General features: G+C 37.4%; 21 protein-coding genes and 1 riboswitch. Of the genes, 17 read left to right on the top strand and 4 right to left on the bottom strand.

Going from position 1 to position 18163, the window contains the following annotated elements; genetic code table 11:
* Positions 1-48: 48 nt before the first annotated feature.
* The 6 genes from OLM61_RS10625 (at position 49) to tsf (ending at position 4755) form a co-directional block, all read left to right on the top strand.
* Positions 49-795 (top strand): ferritin-like domain-containing protein, encoded by a 747-nt coding sequence (locus OLM61_RS10625; RefSeq protein ID WP_264526303.1) that lies wholly within the window; start codon positions 49-51, stop codon positions 793-795.
* Between the two features lie 26 nt (positions 796-821).
* Complete coding sequence (locus tag OLM61_RS10620) at positions 822-1634, top strand: ferritin-like domain-containing protein (protein ID WP_264526302.1); 813 nt, start codon at positions 822-824, stop codon at positions 1632-1634.
* Positions 1635-1828: 194 nt separating this feature from the next.
* The gene (rplM, locus tag OLM61_RS10615; RefSeq protein WP_026983738.1) at positions 1829-2284 is read left to right on the top strand and encodes a 50S ribosomal protein L13; all 456 of its coding nucleotides are present in this window, start codon (positions 1829-1831) and stop codon (positions 2282-2284) included.
* Positions 2284-2670, top strand: coding sequence for a 30S ribosomal protein S9 (rpsI, locus tag OLM61_RS10610; RefSeq protein ID WP_017497947.1), 387 nt, complete (start codon positions 2284-2286; stop codon positions 2668-2670). The genes rplM and rpsI overlap by 1 nt, the downstream gene beginning before the upstream one ends.
* 205 nt (positions 2671-2875) lie before the next feature.
* Positions 2876-3655: a 30S ribosomal protein S2 gene (gene rpsB / locus OLM61_RS10605; protein ID WP_264526301.1), complete on the top strand. Its 780-nt coding sequence runs from the start codon at positions 2876-2878 to the stop codon at positions 3653-3655.
* Positions 3656-3792: 137 nt separating this feature from the next.
* The gene (gene tsf / locus OLM61_RS10600; RefSeq protein ID WP_264526300.1) at positions 3793-4755 is read left to right on the top strand and encodes a translation elongation factor Ts; all 963 of its coding nucleotides are present in this window, start codon (positions 3793-3795) and stop codon (positions 4753-4755) included.
* 162 nt (positions 4756-4917) lie between these two features.
* Here the strand turns inward: tsf and OLM61_RS10595 are convergent, their stop codons facing one another.
* Positions 4918-7026, bottom strand: a complete 2109-nt coding sequence (locus tag OLM61_RS10595) for a M3 family metallopeptidase (protein ID WP_264526299.1) — start codon at positions 7024-7026, stop codon at positions 4918-4920.
* 170 nt (positions 7027-7196) lie between these two features.
* Between OLM61_RS10595 and OLM61_RS10590 the strand changes: the two genes are divergently transcribed.
* From OLM61_RS10590 to OLM61_RS10540, 11 genes are all read left to right on the top strand, one after another.
* Complete coding sequence (locus OLM61_RS10590) at positions 7197-7874, top strand: queuosine precursor transporter (protein ID WP_264526298.1); 678 nt, start codon at positions 7197-7199, stop codon at positions 7872-7874.
* A complete protein-coding gene (locus OLM61_RS10585; RefSeq protein WP_264526297.1) occupies positions 7874-8446 on the top strand; it encodes a DNA-3-methyladenine glycosylase I in 573 nt (190 codons plus the stop codon). The genes OLM61_RS10590 and OLM61_RS10585 overlap by 1 nt, the downstream gene beginning before the upstream one ends.
* Positions 8447-8543: 97 nt before the next feature.
* Positions 8544-8640: riboswitch (TPP riboswitch) on the top strand.
* Between the two features lie 65 nt (positions 8641-8705).
* Entirely contained in the window at positions 8706-8912 is a 207-nt protein-coding gene (gene thiS, locus OLM61_RS10580; RefSeq protein ID WP_264526296.1) for a sulfur carrier protein ThiS, read from the top strand.
* Positions 8913-9042: 130 nt separating this feature from the next.
* Entirely contained in the window at positions 9043-10866 is a 1824-nt protein-coding gene (gene thiC / locus OLM61_RS10575) for a phosphomethylpyrimidine synthase ThiC (RefSeq protein ID WP_264526295.1), read from the top strand.
* Between the two features lie 123 nt (positions 10867-10989).
* On the top strand, positions 10990-11604 hold the full coding sequence (locus tag OLM61_RS10570) for a thiamine phosphate synthase (protein ID WP_264526294.1): 615 nt from the start codon (positions 10990-10992) through the stop codon (positions 11602-11604).
* The gene (locus tag OLM61_RS10565) at positions 11571-12326 is read left to right on the top strand and encodes a hydroxymethylpyrimidine/phosphomethylpyrimidine kinase (RefSeq protein WP_264526293.1); all 756 of its coding nucleotides are present in this window, start codon (positions 11571-11573) and stop codon (positions 12324-12326) included. The genes OLM61_RS10570 and OLM61_RS10565 overlap by 34 nt, the downstream gene beginning before the upstream one ends.
* Complete coding sequence (locus OLM61_RS10560) at positions 12316-12954, top strand: thiamine phosphate synthase (RefSeq protein WP_264526292.1); 639 nt, start codon at positions 12316-12318, stop codon at positions 12952-12954. Before OLM61_RS10565 ends, OLM61_RS10560 begins: the two co-directional genes overlap by 11 nt.
* Entirely contained in the window at positions 12935-13711 is a 777-nt protein-coding gene (locus OLM61_RS10555) for a thiazole synthase (protein ID WP_319800550.1), read from the top strand. Before OLM61_RS10560 ends, OLM61_RS10555 begins: the two co-directional genes overlap by 20 nt.
* Before the next feature lie 149 nt (positions 13712-13860).
* Complete coding sequence (locus OLM61_RS10550) at positions 13861-14238, top strand: GxxExxY protein (RefSeq protein WP_264526291.1); 378 nt, start codon at positions 13861-13863, stop codon at positions 14236-14238.
* A gap of 39 nt (positions 14239-14277) precedes the next feature.
* Entirely contained in the window at positions 14278-15390 is a 1113-nt protein-coding gene (thiH, locus tag OLM61_RS10545; RefSeq protein WP_264526290.1) for a 2-iminoacetate synthase ThiH, read from the top strand.
* Positions 15391-15467: 77 nt separating this feature from the next.
* Entirely contained in the window at positions 15468-16178 is a 711-nt protein-coding gene (locus OLM61_RS10540) for a HesA/MoeB/ThiF family protein (RefSeq protein WP_264526289.1), read from the top strand.
* On the opposite strand, the gene OLM61_RS10535 is transcribed toward OLM61_RS10540, so the two are convergent.
* From OLM61_RS10535 to OLM61_RS10525, 3 genes are all read right to left on the bottom strand, one after another.
* Positions 16175-16969: an MOSC domain-containing protein gene (locus tag OLM61_RS10535; RefSeq protein ID WP_264526288.1), complete on the bottom strand. Its 795-nt coding sequence runs from the start codon at positions 16967-16969 to the stop codon at positions 16175-16177. The genes OLM61_RS10540 and OLM61_RS10535 overlap by 4 nt on opposite strands.
* Before the next feature lies 1 nt (position 16970).
* Positions 16971-17609 carry a leucyl/phenylalanyl-tRNA--protein transferase gene (gene aat / locus OLM61_RS10530; protein ID WP_264526287.1) on the bottom strand — a complete coding sequence of 213 codons (639 nt, stop codon included), beginning with the start codon at positions 17607-17609 and terminating at the stop codon, positions 16971-16973.
* A 172-nt stretch (positions 17610-17781) separates the two neighbouring features.
* Positions 17782-18153: a DUF3127 domain-containing protein gene (locus OLM61_RS10525; protein ID WP_041516416.1), complete on the bottom strand. Its 372-nt coding sequence runs from the start codon at positions 18151-18153 to the stop codon at positions 17782-17784.
* Positions 18154-18163: the final 10 nt, after the last annotated feature.

Here is an 18163-nt window from a genome sequence, read left to right as displayed (position 1 = left end):
TCGTTAATACCTTAATACATGTTATTAACCTTTTAAAAGTCCTTGATTATGAAAAACGAAGTTAAAATTCATGAAGTTGACCCTTCATTGAATAACAGAAGGAGCTTTCTTAAGCTTAGCGGTCTTACATTAGTTGGTGCCGGTTTGATTATGGCCGGTTGCAGTGATAATGACAATGATAACGAAATGGAAGACACTACGTTACCCGGAATCAGAAACGGCGTCTTTGATTTAGGATCCGGTGATTTTGGAGTATTAACCTATGCGTATGCTTTAGAACAGCTGGAAGCCGACTTTTATACTAAGGTTGTAAACGCAGCAAACTTTAATGCCACTTTTAATCCTATCGAACGACAGGTATTAACAGACTTGTACCATCACGAAGTTATTCACAGAGATTTTTTCAAAGCCGCTTTAACCGGAGCGCTTCCTGACCCAAGCTCTCAACTGCTTCCCTCCTTAGCTTTTAATTATGGTTCTTTAAATTTCAACAGCCGTACCGAAGTTCTTGCTACCGCAAAAGCGCTCGAAGATACCGGAGTAGCTGCTTATAACGGAGCAGGGAAATTAATTAAAAGTGCTGATTACCTGCTTTTAGCTGGAAAAATTGTTTCGGTAGAAGCCAGACATGCCTCGGCCATCAGAAGCTTAATTAATCCGAACTCTAAGGATTTTGCCGGCGATGATGTTGTAAACGCAACTACAGGTTTGGATGTTGCACAAGATCCTTCAAAAATTCTACCTATTGCAGGAGGTTTCATTACCACAAAATTCACAGCCAAATACTTACCTTAATCTTAACAAGCTAAAACTTAGAAATTATGAATATTTTAAAATTTATAGAAACGTTTACTGATGATAGCTTGATGAGAAGCACTGGTTCAAGAAGAGACAGTTTTAATCAGTTTGGAAGTATTGGAAAAACACTGGCTTACGCATCCATCCCTTTTGGATTATCTGCAATGGCCAATAAAGCATTGGCAAAAGACATTACAGCGACACCTGCAACTCCCATTGGAGCTTTGCAATTTGCCTTAACTTTAGAATACCTGGAAAACGAATTTTATGCCATGGCATTAGATTTCGGAGTAATCCCGGCATCAGAAAATGGCGGACGCGATTTGAAAGTTTTCCAACAAATAGCAGCACACGAGTCCGATCACGTTGCTTTTTTAATCAAAGGATTAGGAGGTACGATGAGTGCGAACTTTGTTCCCAAACCTACTTTTGACTTTACCGTAGGAGGCGCTTTTGATCCATTTCATGACTACCCAACCTTTTTAGCATTGGCACAAGCCTTTGAAGATACGGGCGTTAGAGCCTACAAAGGTCAGGCTGCAAATTTAATCACAACTCCCGATTTATTGACTGCTGCCTTACAAATTCACTCCGTAGAAGCCCGCCATGCTTCTGAAGTACGACGCTTAAGAGGATTAAAAGGATGGATTTCGAATAGCGAGCGAGGAGCAGGAATGCCCGAAGCAACTCAAGCGGTTTACAATGGCGAAGGAGTTACGGTGCAGGCAGGATTTAATACCGCCGCCGCATTTGGAGCTTCCGCAGGGTCAGAAGCTTATGATGAGCCACTTACAACACAACAAGTGGTTGATATTGCAAATTTATTTATTGTTTAGTACAAAACAATTCTAAATATTGAACCGCCTTCGCGTTATTGTGAAGGCGGTTTTTTTTAATTGTTTTAAATCAAAAACTGATGCCCTGATTTTCAGCAGATAAAATATTCTTTTCAGGTATTTGGTTTTAAAATAATTAATTGTACTTTTGCATCCCCTTTATTGGGGATGGAATGTTTAATTAAAATAATATTATGGACGCATTAAGCTACAAGACAATTTCAGCGAGCAAAGCCACTGTAACTAAAGAGTGGATTGTTGTTGATGCTGAGGGTCATAACTTAGGTCGTCTTGCTTCAAAGGTTGCAATGATCTTAAGAGGTAAGTACAAACCAAGTTACACACCGCACGTTGACTGTGGAGATAACGTAATTGTTATCAACTCAGAAAAAATTAACCTTACAGGTACAAAAATGAATGACAAAATTTACATGCGTCATACAGGTTACCCAGGAGGACAAAGAACTTTAACTGCTAAAGTATTGCAATCTAAGAATCCTGCATTATTAGTAGAAAAAGCTGTAAAAGGAATGTTACCTAAAAACAAATTAGGAGCTGAACTTTTTAGAAATCTAAATGTTGTTGTAGGTGCTGAGCATACTCACGGAGCTCAAAAACCTAGAACTGTTAACCTAAACGATCTTAAGTAATGGGAGTTATTCACAAAATCGGTAGAAGAAAAACCGCTGTTGCACGTGTATATGTTTCTGAAGGAACAGGAAAAATCACTGTAAACAAAAAAGAATTCGCAACTTACTTTCCAACTGCAACTTTACAATACAAAGTTTTACAACCATTATCTATGACAGAAAATGCAAGTAACTTTGATGTAAAAGTAAACGTTTACGGAGGTGGTTCAACTGGTCAGGCAGAAGCTGTAAGAATGGCATTAGCACGTGTAATGTGTGAAGTGAACATCGAAAACAGAGCTATCTTAAAACCAGAAGGTTTATTAACAAGAGATCCAAGAATGGTTGAACGTAAGAAATTCGGTCAGAAGAAAGCTCGTAAGAGATTCCAATTCTCTAAACGTTAATATTTACCTGTCTTGTGCATTTGGTACAGGACACCATCAATTATTTATTGAAATTAAAAAACACAGTTGTTGTTGCTCTCCTATCGAGGTAGGAAATAGTTTAGCATCTAAATGGGTTAAAAGTCTTGAAGTCGGAAGCTTAATGCTTAGCGCCTAAAGCCAAAAAAACACATTGCTAATCAACAGAACGTAAACTAGTACAAAAATGGCAAACAAAATAGAAGTTAAAGACTTACTAGAAGCAGGTGTTCACTTTGGACACATGACTAGAAAATGGGACCCAAATATGGCCCCTTACATTTATATGGAGCGTAATGGTATTCACATTATCAATCTATATAAAACTGCAGCAAAAATTGAAGAAGCTAACGAAGCTTTGAAAAAAATCGCTGCATCAGGTAGAAAAATCTTATTCGTAGCTACCAAAAAACAAGCAAAAGACATCGTTGCTGATAAAGCAAAAGCTGCAAACATGCCTTACATCACTGAAAGATGGCCAGGTGGAATGCTAACTAACTTTGTTACTATCAGAAAGGCAGTTAAAAAAATGTCTTCTATTGATAAAATGAAGAAAGATGGTACTTTCATGACGTTATCTAAAAAAGAGCGTTTGCAAGTTGATCGTCTACGTGCTAAATTAGAGAAAAACTTAGGTTCAATCGCTGATATGTCTAGACTACCTGCAGCATTGTTCGTAGTAGATATCAAAGCTGAACACATCGCAATAAAAGAAGCACAAAAATTAAACATTCCAGTTTTCGCAATGGTTGATACGAATTCTGACCCAAGAGAGGTTGATTACGTTATTCCTGCAAATGATGATGCTTCTAAATCAATTGACAAAATTTTATCTTTAGTAACTGCTGCTGTAATCGAAGGTCTTTCTGACAGAGGTTCTGAAAAAGAAACTGAAGCTACAGAAGAAACTGCTGCTGCTGTTGAAGCTGCACCAGCTGTTGATACTGCTCCTGCAACTGAAGAATAAATCAAATTTTAAATTCCAAATTTTAAATTCTAAATTCCAAACACAAATTAAAAACGTTATGTTGATAATTTAATAAAATTGGAGTTTAGAATTTAGAAGATGGAATTTTTACTTTTAACATTAAAATTCAAAATATTATGGCAACAATTACTGCTGCAGACGTAAATAAATTAAGACAATCTACAGGTGCCGGAATGATGGACTGTAAAAAAGCTTTAGTTGAAGCTGAAGGAGATTTCGATAAAGCGATCCAAATCCTTAGAGAAAAAGGACAAAAAGTTGCTGCTAACCGTTCTGACCGTGAGTCTTCTGAAGGAGCTGCTGTTTCTTTTATCAATGCAGACAACACTAAAGGAGCTATCATCACTTTAAACTGCGAAACAGATTTCGTAGGTAAAAATGAAGCTTTCGTAACTTTAGCTAAAGATTTAGTTGAAAAAGCTATTAACTTTTCTTCTAAAGAAGAATTTTTAGCTTCAGATTTCAACGGAATTACTGTTGCTGAAAAATTAATCGAACAAACTGGTGTTATCGGTGAAAAAATCGAAATCGGTGGTTTTGAAATTTTAGAAGGTGCTTTCGTTGGATCTTATGTTCACGTTAACAAAATTGCTGCATTAACTGCAATTTCTGCTGCAATTCCTAACGCTGACGTTTTAACTAAAGATGTTTCTATGCAAGTTGCTTCTATGGGAGCTGATACATTATCTTACAAAGATTTTGATCCTGCTTTCGTTGAATCTGAACTTGCTGCTCGTATTGCTGTAATCGAAAAAGATAATGAAGAGGCAAAACGTTTAGGAAAAACTTTAAAAAATGTTCCTAAATACATCTCTTTCTCTCAATTAACTGAAGAAGTTTTAAAACAAGCTGAAGAAGATGCTAAAGCTGAATTAAAAGCTGAAGGTAAACCAGAGCAAATTTGGGATAAAATTATTCCTGGAAAAGTTCAACGTTTCATCTCTGACAACACTACTTTAGATCAAGAAAAAGCTTTGTTAGATCAAAACTTTATCAAAGATGACAGTAAAAAAGTTGGTGATTATGTTAAAGGATTCAATGTTGAAATTACAGGTTTCAAAAGAGTTACTTTAGGTTAATATATTATTTCAATATTTAAAAAGCCCGAATATTAATTTATTCGGGCTTTTTTTATGTTATTGTGGATTTGTGAAATGTAAACTGTGAAAAGTAAAATGCAAACCGTGAGATGTACATTTTACAATCCACATCTCACAGTTCACATCTAACATATTACATTATTACTTCTTACTCTTAATCGGAAAATTTCTGGCACGCATTAAAGCATCCGATTTAGGAGCTCTTCCTCTAAAGTTTTCATAGGCTTTCTCCTGATCGATCGTATTTCCAACACTGAAAATAGTTTCATACAAACGTTTTGCCACCGCTTTATCATAAGGTCCTTTTCCTTCCGTAAAAGCTTCGTAAGCATCTGCATTGATTACATCAGCCCATAAATAACTATAGTATCCTGCCGAATATCCGTCACCTGAGAAAATATGTCCGAATTGAGGAATTCTATGACGCATTACAATTTCTGACGGCATATGAAGCGCATCTAAAATCTCTTTTTCAAATTTATGAGGATCAATAGTCGTAGTCGCCAAATGAAGCTTCATATCGATTAAAGAACTCGAAATAGTTTCTACAGTTGAAAAACCTTCACCAAAATTAGCTGCTCTTTCAATTCTGTCCACCAAAGCTTTTGGCAACGGCTCACCCGTTTTGTAGTGTAATGCAAACTTGTTCAACACCTCAGGAGTCGCTAACCAATGCTCTAATAATTGAGATGGGAACTCAACATAATCACGAGCTACAGAAGTTCCTGCTAAACTTGGATAAGTTACATTTGAACATAATCCGTGAAGCGCGTGTCCAAACTCATGAAACAAAGTTGAAGCATCTTCCCAGGAGATTAAAATAGGCTCGTTCGGAGCTCCTTTTATAAAGTTACAGTTGTTAGACACAATCGTCAACACCTCTCCATCCATTCTCTCCTGATTGCGATACGCATTCATCCAGGCTCCTGAACGTTTTCCTGCACGTGCATAAGGATCAAAATACCATAAACCAACTGCTTTACCTGTCAATTTATTACTTACTTCCCAAACACGAACGTCAGGGTGATACACCGGCACATTTGAAATTTGTTTAAAACTCAAATTAAACAATTCGCCCGCTACCCAAAACATTCCTTCTCTTAACTTTTCTAACTGTAAATACGGTTTAACTTCATTTTGATCTAAATCGTACTTCGCTTTTCTAACTTTTTCAGCATAATAACGGTAATCCCATGGCTGAATTTTGAATTTACCCCCTTCTGCATCTACGATTTTTTGCATTTCTGCTACATCTTCACGCACTTTTTCAACTGCAGGTTCCCATACAGAAAGCATTAAGTCTAAAGTTTTTTGAGGATCCTTTGCCATTTTGTTAGACAAACTCCAATGCGCAAAAGTTGGGAAACCTAATAATTTAGCTTTTTTAGTTCGTAATTCTAAAATAGAAACTAATGTTGAATTGTTATCATTCGCATTTCCATTATCACCACGTTTTACAAAAATATCAAACGCTTTTTCTCTTAAATCTCTGCGTGTAGAAAAAGTCAGGAAAGGCTCAATTGAAGAACGTGTATTAGCAATACAACCCAAAACATTTAGTTTTCTGTCTTTGGCCTCAGCAATAGCGGCTTTCTTAACCTCTTCAGGCAGTCCGTCAAAATCACTTTCTGTTTTTAATTCCACATATTGATTTTGCTCTTCCGCCAATAAGTTTTGACTAAAACGGGTAAAAAGTGTCGCCAGCTCCTTATTTATTGCGGCCACTTTCTCTTTATCCGCTTCATTTAATTTTGCTCCCTGACGAACAAAATTTGTATAATACAACCAGATCAGACGTTGTTGTTCGCTGGTTAATTTTTTACTCTCCTTAGAATTGTAAAGCGTTTCAATTCTTGTAAAGAGTTTTTTATTCTGATTGATTTTATCACTAAACTCCGAAAACTTAGGAGACATTTCTCTGTCAATAGCACTAAATTCCGGGCTGCTTAAATTAGATCTGTAAATTCCGTAAACAGCAGAAATTCGGTCCATTGTGGCACCTGAACGCTCCATCGCAGCAATTGTATTATCAAAAGTTGGTGCTTTCGGATTGTTAGCAATAGCATCTATTTCGCTTAGTTTTTCCTGAATAGCAAATTCAATTCCCGGTTTAAACTGCGAAACTTTATACTCATTAAAAGCAGGAACTCCGCCATAGGGGCCCGTCCATTTTTGAACCAACGGATTGGTCTGTGCGTTAGCCGCAAATAAGGTTGTTCCCATGAGAAAAATTGTCATTAATTTTTTCATTATCGTCGATTTGTTTTAAATAGTTTATTATCCCAAATGTAACTAAAAATCAGTATTCATTTGAAAATTTTAACTTTGAGCCCCTCTAAAAAACTACCCTTTAATTTAAAAATTCCGCTAAAAAGTTATAGAGAAATAGTTTAAATTTGAAACATCATTAACCAAACCACATGTTTAAAAACCGCAGAGAAATTGTTTTTGTAATTCTGGCCGGCATCTTTATCACGAATGCTGTTGTAGCCGAACTTATTGGAGGAAAATTAATTCAGATTGGACCATTTGTCATGAGCATTGGTATTCTGCCCTGGCCTATTGTCTTTTTAACAACCGATTTGATCAACGAGTATTTTGGTGAAAAAGGAGTGAAAAAACTGTCCTTTATAACCGCCTGTTTGATTGCATATGCCTTTCTAATCTTATTCATGGCCATTGTTATTCCGGCTGCCAAAGGAATCAGTCCTGTTAACGACGAGCAATTTAGTGCCGTTTTCGGTCAAAGTATGTGGATCATCGTCGGGAGTTTAATCGCTTTCATCGCTTCTCAGCTGATCGATGTCTGGATCTTTTGGTTTTTTAAAAGACGTACCGGAGAACGAAAAATATGGCTCAGAACAACCGGATCAACTGTAATCTCGCAATTATTCGATTCTTTTATTGTACTTGGAATTGCGTTCTGGTTGCCCGGAAAAATTGATTTTGATACTTTCATTTCATCAGGTTTAACGGGTTATATTTTTAAACTGTCAGTTGCTGTTTTACTGACACCGGCGATTTATGCAGGACATCATTTGATTAAGAAATACTTAGACAGAGATCCAGCACACGAAGACCCCAAACACAAAAAATAATGGAGAGTGAAAATCTAATACGTTGCGGCTGGTGTTCTTCCAGTGCTTTATATAAAAAATACCACGACGAAGAATGGGGCGTTCCTGTTTACGACGATCCTTCTATATTCGAGTTTTTAATTCTGGAAACCTTTCAGGCAGGCTTAAGCTGGATCACCATTTTGAACAAAAGAGAAAACTTCAGAGCTGCTTTTGATGCTTTCGACTATAAAAAAATTGCTCAGTACCCAGAAGAGAAAATAGAATCTCTATTACAGGATACCGGAATTATTCGCAACAAACTTAAAATTCGCGCTACCGTTTCAAACGCACAGGCATTCCTGAAAGTACAGGAAGAATTTGGTACCTTCTCCAAGTATATTTGGAAATTCACCAACGGAAAACCGATCGACAACAACCCAAAAACCTTAAAAGATGTTCCTGCTACAACTCCACTTTCCGACGAAATCAGCAAAGATTTGAAAAAACGCGGCTTCAAGTTTGTTGGCTCAACGGTGATTTACGCTCATATGCAGGCCACCGGAATGGTTAACGATCATGTCGAAGACTGCTTTATCCGAAAGGGGAAATAGCTTCAGCTTTTAGTCGCAGTCACAGTCTCAGTTTTCAGTTTTTTTGAACATGAAACTTGAAACCTGAAACTTTTAAACAAAAATTACATATATTTGCTTCACACTTTAGGGGTGTCTACAACTTGTAGGCTGAGATTTTACCCTCTGAACCTGATCTAGCTCACACTAGCGTAGGGAAAAGTAAGATGACTTCTGCGCGCATTTTTATGCGCAATTGCAGCCATTCCTAAAGTATAACTACATACTAAACCCAAAAGGAATGGAACTAAAAATCAACCAACAAATCAAACAATTCAATGCTGAATCGTTAAGCATTCAGTCATTGCTCGATCTCGAAATTCCCAATAAACAAAACGGAATTGCCGTTGCCCTCAACAATACTGTTGTTCCAAGAGCCAACTGGAACCAACAACTCGTATCCGAAACTGACGAAATTCTAATTATTTCTGCTACTCAGGGAGGTTAAAATTCCAATTTTTTAAATTCCAAATTCCAATTGTCAAGTAAGAAGCAGGCGTACTGCCGTGCCCCTCTACAATCGACAATTATATTTTCACATCTTACATTTCACATCTCACAAAATACAACTACAAGCTATGACTACAGAAGAACAAATTTCCAGAACACCATTTCCCAACTCCAAAAAAGTATACGTAAATGGTGAAATTCACCCTATCAAAGTGGCCATGCGCGAAGTGCTGCTAAGCGACACTAAACTTTCAAACGGCGGAATTGAAAAAAATCCTCCCGTAACGGTTTACGACACTTCAGGGCCATACACTGATCCAAATATTGAAATTGACATCCGAAAAGGGCTTCCAAGACTAAGAGAACAATGGATTTTAGATCGTAATGATGTCGAAATCCTAAGTGAAATTACTTCCGATTACGGACAGAGCCGATTGAAAGACGAAAGTTTAAATCATCTTCGATTTGAATATTTGCATCAGCCTAAAAGAGCCAAAAACGGAGCAAATGTCACACAATTGTATTACGCCAAACAAGGCATTATCACTCCTGAAATGGAATATATTGCTATTCGTGAAAACCAGCGAATAGAGCTTTTAAACGAACAAACCAAAGCCATGCAATGCCAGCACGGCGGTCATAGTTTTGGAGCCAATACGCCAAAAAGCAAAATCACTCCCGAATTTGTTCGAAGCGAAGTAGCTTGCGGAAGAGCTATTATCCCAAACAACATCAATCACCCTGAAAGCGAACCTATGATTGTTGGTCGTAACTTTTTGGTAAAAATAAACGCCAACATTGGTAATAGCGCTGTGACTTCAAGCATTGAAGAAGAAGTTGAAAAAGCCGTCTGGGCTTGCCGTTGGGGTGCCGATACCATTATGGATTTATCAACGGGTAAAAACATACATGAAACCAGAGAATGGATTATTCGCAACTCTCCTGTGCCGATTGGTACCGTGCCCATTTATCAGGCTCTGGAAAAAGTAAAAGGAATTGCCGAAGACCTAACCTGGGAAGTTTTTCGCGATACTTTAATCGAACAGGCAGAACAAGGTGTTTCTTATTTTACCATTCATGCCGGGGTACTGTTACGTTACATTCATTTAACTGCCGACAGGGTTACGGGAATTGTTTCGCGTGGCGGATCTATTATGGCAAAATGGTGTTTGTTTCACCATAAAGAAAACTTTTTATACACTCATTTTGAAGAGATCTGTGCAATCATGAAACAATATGATGTTGCTTTTTCTCTGGGCGACGGTTTACGTCCGGGTTCTATTGCAGATGCCAATGATGCCGCTCAATTTGCCGAGTTAGAAACTTTGGGAGAATTAACTAAAATTGCCTGGAAACACGATGTTCAGGTTTTCATTGAAGGTCCGGGTCACGTTCCTATGCATATGATCAAGGAGAATATGGACAAACAGCTGGAACATTGCCACGAAGCACCTTTTTATACTTTGGGACCTCTAACAACCGACATTGCACCGGGTTACGATCACATTACCTCTGCCATTGGAGCGGCAATGATTGGCTGGTACGGCTGCGCGATGCTGTGTTATGTTACTCCGAAGGAACACCTTGGCTTACCCAATAAAAAAGACGTAAAAGACGGCGTAATCACCTATAAAATTTCTGCTCACGCTGCCGATTTGGCCAAAGGTCATCCGGGTGCGCAATACCGTGACAATGCCTTAAGTAAAGCGCGTTTTGAATTCCGCTGGGAAGATCAGTTCAACTTAGCTCTAGATCCCGATACGGCTAGAGAATTCCACGATGAAACACTACCTGCCGATGGTGCAAAAGTGGCTCATTTCTGTTCGATGTGCGGTCCTAAATTCTGTTCTATGAAGATTTCTCAGGAAATTCGTGATGTCGCTGCTGCTGAAAAAGGTATGCAGGAAAAATCAGAAGAGTTTATCGAGCAGGGGAAAGAGATCTACATCTAGTGCGTGTGAAATGTAAAATGTTTTCTGTGAAATGTTAGATGAGGATTACCTATCTCACAGAAAACATTTGACATTTTACATTTCACAAAAAACATCTCACATAAAACATTTTACAAAAAAAATATGATCGTAATTACCAATCCTTCCCAAATTAAAAATGAAACAGACATCGTTCATTCCTTATTTGAAGAAGGATTGGCTTTGCTTCATATTCGGAAACCCGATTTTTCTGAAGCAGAAACCGTGCAGTTTATTCATCAAATAAAACCGGAATATCGAAATAAACTTGTCTTGCATAATCATCATGACCTCGCAGAAGATTTAGGAATTGGCAACTTACATTTTTCTGAAAAAGAAAGAAAACATAGTCATGAGGTACCAGCAAAATTTTTAAACCCCGGCAGGAATAAAAACGGATCAAAATCAACATCAACACACACTATTGAAGATTTTAATTCGCTGGAAAATGATTTTGATTACGCATTTCTAAGTCCTGTTTTTAAAAGTATTTCCAAAGAAGAATATCATCCAAAAACCAACCTGTTTGAAGTTTTAAAATCAAGAACAAATCACAAAACAAAAGTGATCGCTTTAGGCGGAATGGATGCTGAAAACATTCAAAAAACACTCAAAAATGGTTTTGATGATATCGCTCTTTTAGGAACGATCTGGAAAAATGAAAACCCCGTAAAACAATTTAAATTATGTCAGCAAATCGTCCAATTGCACTTTCAATAGCCGGCTTTGATCCCTCGGGTGGTGCCGGTGTTTTGGCAGACATCAAAACTTTTGAGCAGCATCAGGTAACCGGTTTTGCGATTTTAACCGCGAATACCATTCAAACTGAAAATGAGTTTATTGAAATTCAATGGACTCCTTTGAATTTTGTCATTCGTACTGTCGAAACCTTTTTCGAACGGTACGAAATCAGCGCTGTTAAAATTGGAATTGTTCCGTCCTTGAATTATCTGAATCAGATTCTTTCGGTGATAAAACAACTATCGCCTGACACTTTAATTGTTTGGGATCCGGTCTTAAAATCAACTACTCAATTTGAATTCACAAGCCTTGACGATCGTTTCGATTTAAATGAAATTTTATCCAAAATTAATTTGATTACGCCTAATTACAACGAAATCGAATTATTATTTCCGGGTTTTATCACTAATCAACCTGGGCTTCAAAATGAAATTCCCACGAACATTTTATTAAAAGGCGGACATCATCCTTCGACAACCGGAACCGATCGTTTGTTTCTGAAAGACGAAATTACCGATCTGCTGCCTTCTGATAAAAAATGCTTTGAGAAACACGGCTCAGGCTGCGTATTATCAGCCGCAATTGCCTCAAATCTTGCATGGAATCAACCTTTAAAAGAAGCCTGCAGGAATGCTAAGATCTACATAGAAAAATATCTGAATTCCACTTCAACTTTAATCGGACATCATTATGTATCATAAATTGCAATACATCTCACAAGGAGAAACCATAGAAGAGCAACTGTATAATATCCATGAGGCTTTAGATGCCGGGTGCGATTGGGTACAGCTGCGTTTTAAAAATCAAACTGAAAAAGACACTTTTGCTTTGGCTGAAGCCGTAAAATTTTTATGCGAAGAGTATCTGGCGAATTTTATTGTGAACGACAACCTCTACCTCGCTCAGCAAATCGCAGCAGACGGAGTTCACTTAGGACTTTCGGACATGAAAATCGACGAAGCAAGAGCCATACTGGGCAATACCAAAATCATAGGAGCAACAGCCAACACTTTTGAAGACATTGAAAGCCATATTAAAAATGGCTGTGATTATATTGGTTTGGGCCCCTTTCGTTTTACAACAACCAAAGAAAAACTAAGTCCGATTCTGGGTTTGTCAGGCTATTTTAAAATTATACAGGAGCTAAAAAGAAATAAACTTGAGATTCCTGTTTATGCTATTGGAGGAATCACGCTAAACGACATATCCCCTTTAATGGAAACCGGAATTCATGGAATTGCAGTCTCAGGAATGCTTACAGAAAGCGATCAAAAAGGAAAACTTATTCAACAACTAAACGAAAAGTTATATGCAAACGTCATTGTTTAACATAGGAGATAAAACTTTAACCTCCCGCCTGTTTTTAGGAACGGGAAAATTTGGTTCCAACCTGGAAATGGAAGAGGCCATTTTGGCATCGGGAAGCGAGTTGGTAACTGTGGCTCTAAAACGTATCGATCTCGAAACCGAAACAGATGCTATTTTAACGCATTTGAATCATCCGAACATTCATTTATTACCCAACACATCAGGAGCTCGAAATGCTAAAGAAGCCGTTTTTGCAGCACAATTAGCGAGAGAAGCACTGGAAACGAATTGGTTGAAACTCGAGATTCACCCAGATCCGAAATACCTGATGCCCGATCCGATAGAGACTTTAAAAGCAACAGAAGAACTGGCTAAACTTGGTTTTTTTGTTCTGCCCTACATTCATGCCGATCCCGTTTTATGCAAACATTTGGAAAGTGCAGGAACAACAGCCGTTATGCCTTTAGGTTCTCCCATTGGAAGCAATAAAGGTTTAAAAACAATCGATTTTCTGGAAATTATTATCGAACAGAGTAATGTTCCGGTAATAGTCGACGCCGGAATCGGATCACCGTCTGACGCTGCAAAAGCGATGGAAATTGGCGCTGATGCTGTTTTAGTGAATACTGCAATTGCGGTTGCAGGAAATCCGAGATTAATGGCAGAGGCCTTTAAAGAAGCGGTTATTGCCGGCCGAAAAGCCTTTGAAGCTAAAATTGCTCCTCAGCAAAATCATGCTTTGGCTTCCAGTCCTTTGACCTCTTTTTTATATGAGTAGTTTTTAATCTCTCGCAGATCTTGCCGATTAAGCAGATTTATCTGAATTAAAACAGGACAAAAATAATCTGCTCAATCTGCCAAATCTGCGAGAAAATATTTTACAAAAAAAGTAGGAAATTTCATTAAATTTGATTTAAAGTTACTATTATGTCAGAAAATGAAATTTCATATCGAGTACGAGGAGCTATTTTTACAGTATACAACACTCTAGGCCCAGGATTGTTGGAATCCGTTTACGAAAGTGCTTTATATTATCAATTAAACAAGGATGGCCTAAATACTATCAAACAAATTAATCTACCTGTTAAATATGATAATGTAGAATTAGATATCACTTTTCGATTGGATTTATTAGTTGAAAACAAAGTAATTGTTGAATTAAAATCTGTAGATGAATTAAAAGCCATTCACTTTAAACAATTAAATACTTATTTAAAATTAACAGATAAAAAACTGGGGCTATTGGTCAACTTTAATTGCATAAATATTCTGGATAATATACATCGAGTCGTAAACAAAATCTAACCTATCCACAAAAATCTGCGTGAAACAAAACACAATCCAATGAAAACATTCAAATCGGTTTTTGAGAATTATGATTGGGATACTATTCAATCTAAAATATATCAAACCACATCAAAAGATGTAGAACGCGCTTTGTTTAAAACCAAACGAAGTCTCGATGATTTTTTGGTATTAATTTCTCCTGCTGCACAACAATATCTGGAGCAAATGGCACAGCAATGTCATGAAATTACCAAAAAGCGCTTTGGTAAAACCATTCAAATGTATGCACCGCTGTACCTAAGCAACGAATGCCAAAACATTTGTACCTATTGCGGATTTAGTTTAGACAATAAAATCAAACGAAAAACCCTTACTGATGCGGAGATCAAAATTGAAGTAGAAGCTTTAAAAGAGATCGGTTTTGACCACGTTTTACTGGTTACCGGTGAAGCAAACTACACGGTAAACATCAATTATTTTTTAAATGCCATTGCGTTAATAAGAAAAGAGTTTTCAATTATCTCTGTTGAAGTTCAGCCGCTTTCCACCGAAGATTATGAGCGTTTACATCAGGCTGGTGTTTATTCTGTTCTGGTTTATCAGGAAACCTATCATCAGGATGTCTATAAAAAATACCATACAAAAGGAAAAAAGTCTAATTTTGATTACCGACTGGAGACTCCCGACCGAATTGGCACAGCAGGAATCCATAAGATGGGGCTTGGTGTTTTATTAGGTCTGGAAGATTGGCGAACGGATAGTTTTTTTAATGCCCTGCATCTGGATTATCTGCAAAAGAAATACTGGCAAACCAAATATTCGGTTTCCTTTCCAAGACTCCGACCGGCAGAAGGCATTATCGAGCCTAATTTTATTATGGATGATAAAGATCTCACACAGTTGATTTGTGCCTACCGTTTGTGGAATGAAGATCTGGAAATCTCGATTTCTACACGTGAAAATGAGAAGTTCAGAAATAATATTATACCAATTGGCGTTACAAGCATGAGTGCAGGATCGAAAACCAATCCCGGTGGTTATGTTGTTGACCCGCAATCACTAGAACAATTTGAGATCAGCGATGAACGTTCTGCCAAAGAGATTGCACAAATTATAACCAATTCAGGCTATGAACCTGTTTGGAAAGACTGGGACAAAAGTTACTGTTAGGGAAATTTCAATATTCAAAATCCAAATTCCAATACTTAAATTCCAAATTCCAACAATCTAAAATCTAAAATTCCAAAATGAGCATCATACAAGAATTTCTCCGCTACAACAGACAAACCATTCTTCCCGAAATCGGCGATGAAGGTCAGGAAAAACTCAAAAAAGCCAGAGTTTTAGTGATTGGCGCTGGTGGTTTAGGCTGTCCAATTCTACAATATATTGCCACAGCCGGAGTTGGTTATATTGGCATTATGGATTTTGACACTATCGAAATTCACAATCTGCACAGGCAAATTTTATATACGGAAAATGAAATTGGCAAACTCAAAGCTATTGTTGCAAAAGAAGTGGTTTCGGAACTAAATCCATTAATAAAAGCTGAAGCTATTGTTGAAAAATTAACTCCCGAAAATGCAGCACAGATTATTGAGCAATACGATATTGTAGTCGATGGTTCGGATAATTTCACCACCCGTTATCTGGTTAACGATACTTGTGTGGCGCTGCAAAAACCTTTGGTGTATGGCAGCATTTTAAAGTTTGAAGGGCAAGTTGCCGTTTTCAATCATAAGGGCAGTAAAAATCTGCGTGATTTATTCCCCGAAATGCCAGATCCAAAAGATGTCCCGAATTGTAACCTAAATGGCGTTTTAGGAACATTACCCGGAATTATCGGTACAATGATGGCGCATGAAACACTAAAATTAATTTTGGAATTACCCACTTTAAACAATGAGTTAGTGCTTTTCAATACGCTAAACTGGAACTTTATGAAAATTAATTTTTAAAAAACAATCGCGTCTCCAACACTGATAAGTCCTGAATTCAGGCTTACAATATTGGTTCCGAATAAAACGGAATTGTTTACATTTCGATATTTACTTAAAGTCTTCAGAGGTTCTTTTTTTACAATGCCTTTTTGCGGATCATTATTTACCATAATGCATCTTCCGCAGGGTTTTATGTTTCTAAACCGCACTTCTCCAATTTTAAAAGCAACAAAATCGTCTTCCTCATGAGCCTTTTGACTGCTGATTACAATGTTCGGACGGAAGCGCAAAACGGTAATTTTGTCTTCCAGTTTTTCATTTAGAAAATCCAGACTTTCGGTTCCGATCATTAAATACGGATAACCGTCGGCCAAACTTACATTAAAGGTTTCTTTTAGTTTTGAACTTTCGTGTTTACGATCTCCGTTTCTAATAATTTTAACCAGTTTACATTCGAAACCCAAAAGTTCGCTAAACCAGATCGAAGTATTTTTATTGACTTCAACGACATCACTGTCATCCTCCCACACTTTCACGGCAATGGGCTGATCTAAATGTTCTTCGATTAAAAAATCATGTTTTTGGTCCTTAAAAGCAATGCTGATTTTACCTTCCGAAATCTGAGGATAAAACTGACTCATAAGAGGATATTCTCTTTGTGTCAGCATCTTGTTTTCAGCATCAACAAGCATCCATCTGCGGTCGTTTTCAAACCCCATTTCTTCGGCATGGGCGCTTTGACAACTTATTCCTGCCAGACTTTTTACAGGATAGATATAAAGTTCTTTTACAATATGAACTGCACTCATTTTATTCCTTTTTTAAAATGGATATAAACACTTCGCGATCAATCTCACGACAACCTAAACTCTCTAAATGCGAATTATGAACCTGACAATCCAGAAGTTTGTAGTTCGCTTCTTTTAAGTACTGCACCAAAGCGATGAAAGCCACTTTTGAAGCATTTGATACTTTCGAAAACATGCTTTCTCCGCAAAAAACATGACCCAAATCAATCCCATACAAACCTCCTACCAAAACTTCATCCTGCCAGACTTCAACAGATTTTGCGATCCCCTGTTCGTTTAATTTACAGTAGGCATCAATCATTTCGTTTGAAATCCAGGTTCCGTTCTGACCATCACGTTTGATGTTCTGGCAATTCGAAATCACAGCTTCAAAACTTTGATTAAAGGTAACTTTAAACTGTTTTCTATTCAAAATATTACGCATACTTTTTGACACGATCAACTCATCAAGAAACAAAACCATTCTGGGATCGGGTGACCACCAAAGAATCGGTTCTCCTTCATTGAACCACGGAAAAATTCCGCTTTTATAAGCCAGTTTCAGTCTTTCCGGGTCTAAGTCTCCGCCAATAGCCAGAATTCCTTCTTCATCGGCTTCTGAAACGGGTGGAAAAAACAAATCGTTAAATACGTAATACATTTTAAAAAAATCCAATATTAAAATTCCAAATTCCGGGAGGGTGTTTCATTTTTTCCTTTTTCAGCAAGGATAAACGATTACACGAAGTTTAAATATAAAAGCAAATTCCAAACTCCAATTACACATTTCATGAATTGGAATTTGGAATTTACTATTTGAAATTTTAACTTTTTTAGAACGGTAAATCGTCCGGTTCGTCTTCGTTCAAATTAGTTGCCGGTGCAAAAGCTTCTGCAGCTGGCATTGGAGCCGTTTGTCCAGGACCTTCCGGTGCCAGTCTCTCGATTCTCCAACCTTGAATACTATTGAAATATCTGGTTTCACCTTGTGGATTAACCCATTCTCTTCCTCTTAAATTGATAGAAACTTTTACTGCCTCACCTTGTTTGTAGCTACTTAACAAATCGCATTTATCTTGCGTAAATTCGATCAAAATATGCTGTGGATACTGCTCATCTGTGGTAACAACCAACTCTCTTTTTTTGAATGCAGCACTAACTTGTTGCTCTGGGTTCACCACTTTTACTTTTCCTGTAACTTCCATCTTCTTTCTA

It is taken from the genome of Flavobacterium sp. N502536 (genome assembly GCF_025947345.1).
Classification (GTDB): domain Bacteria; phylum Bacteroidota; class Bacteroidia; order Flavobacteriales; family Flavobacteriaceae; genus Flavobacterium.
Note: the sequence above shows the minus strand (reverse complement) of the source record. Positions and strands in the feature narration are given on the sequence as shown.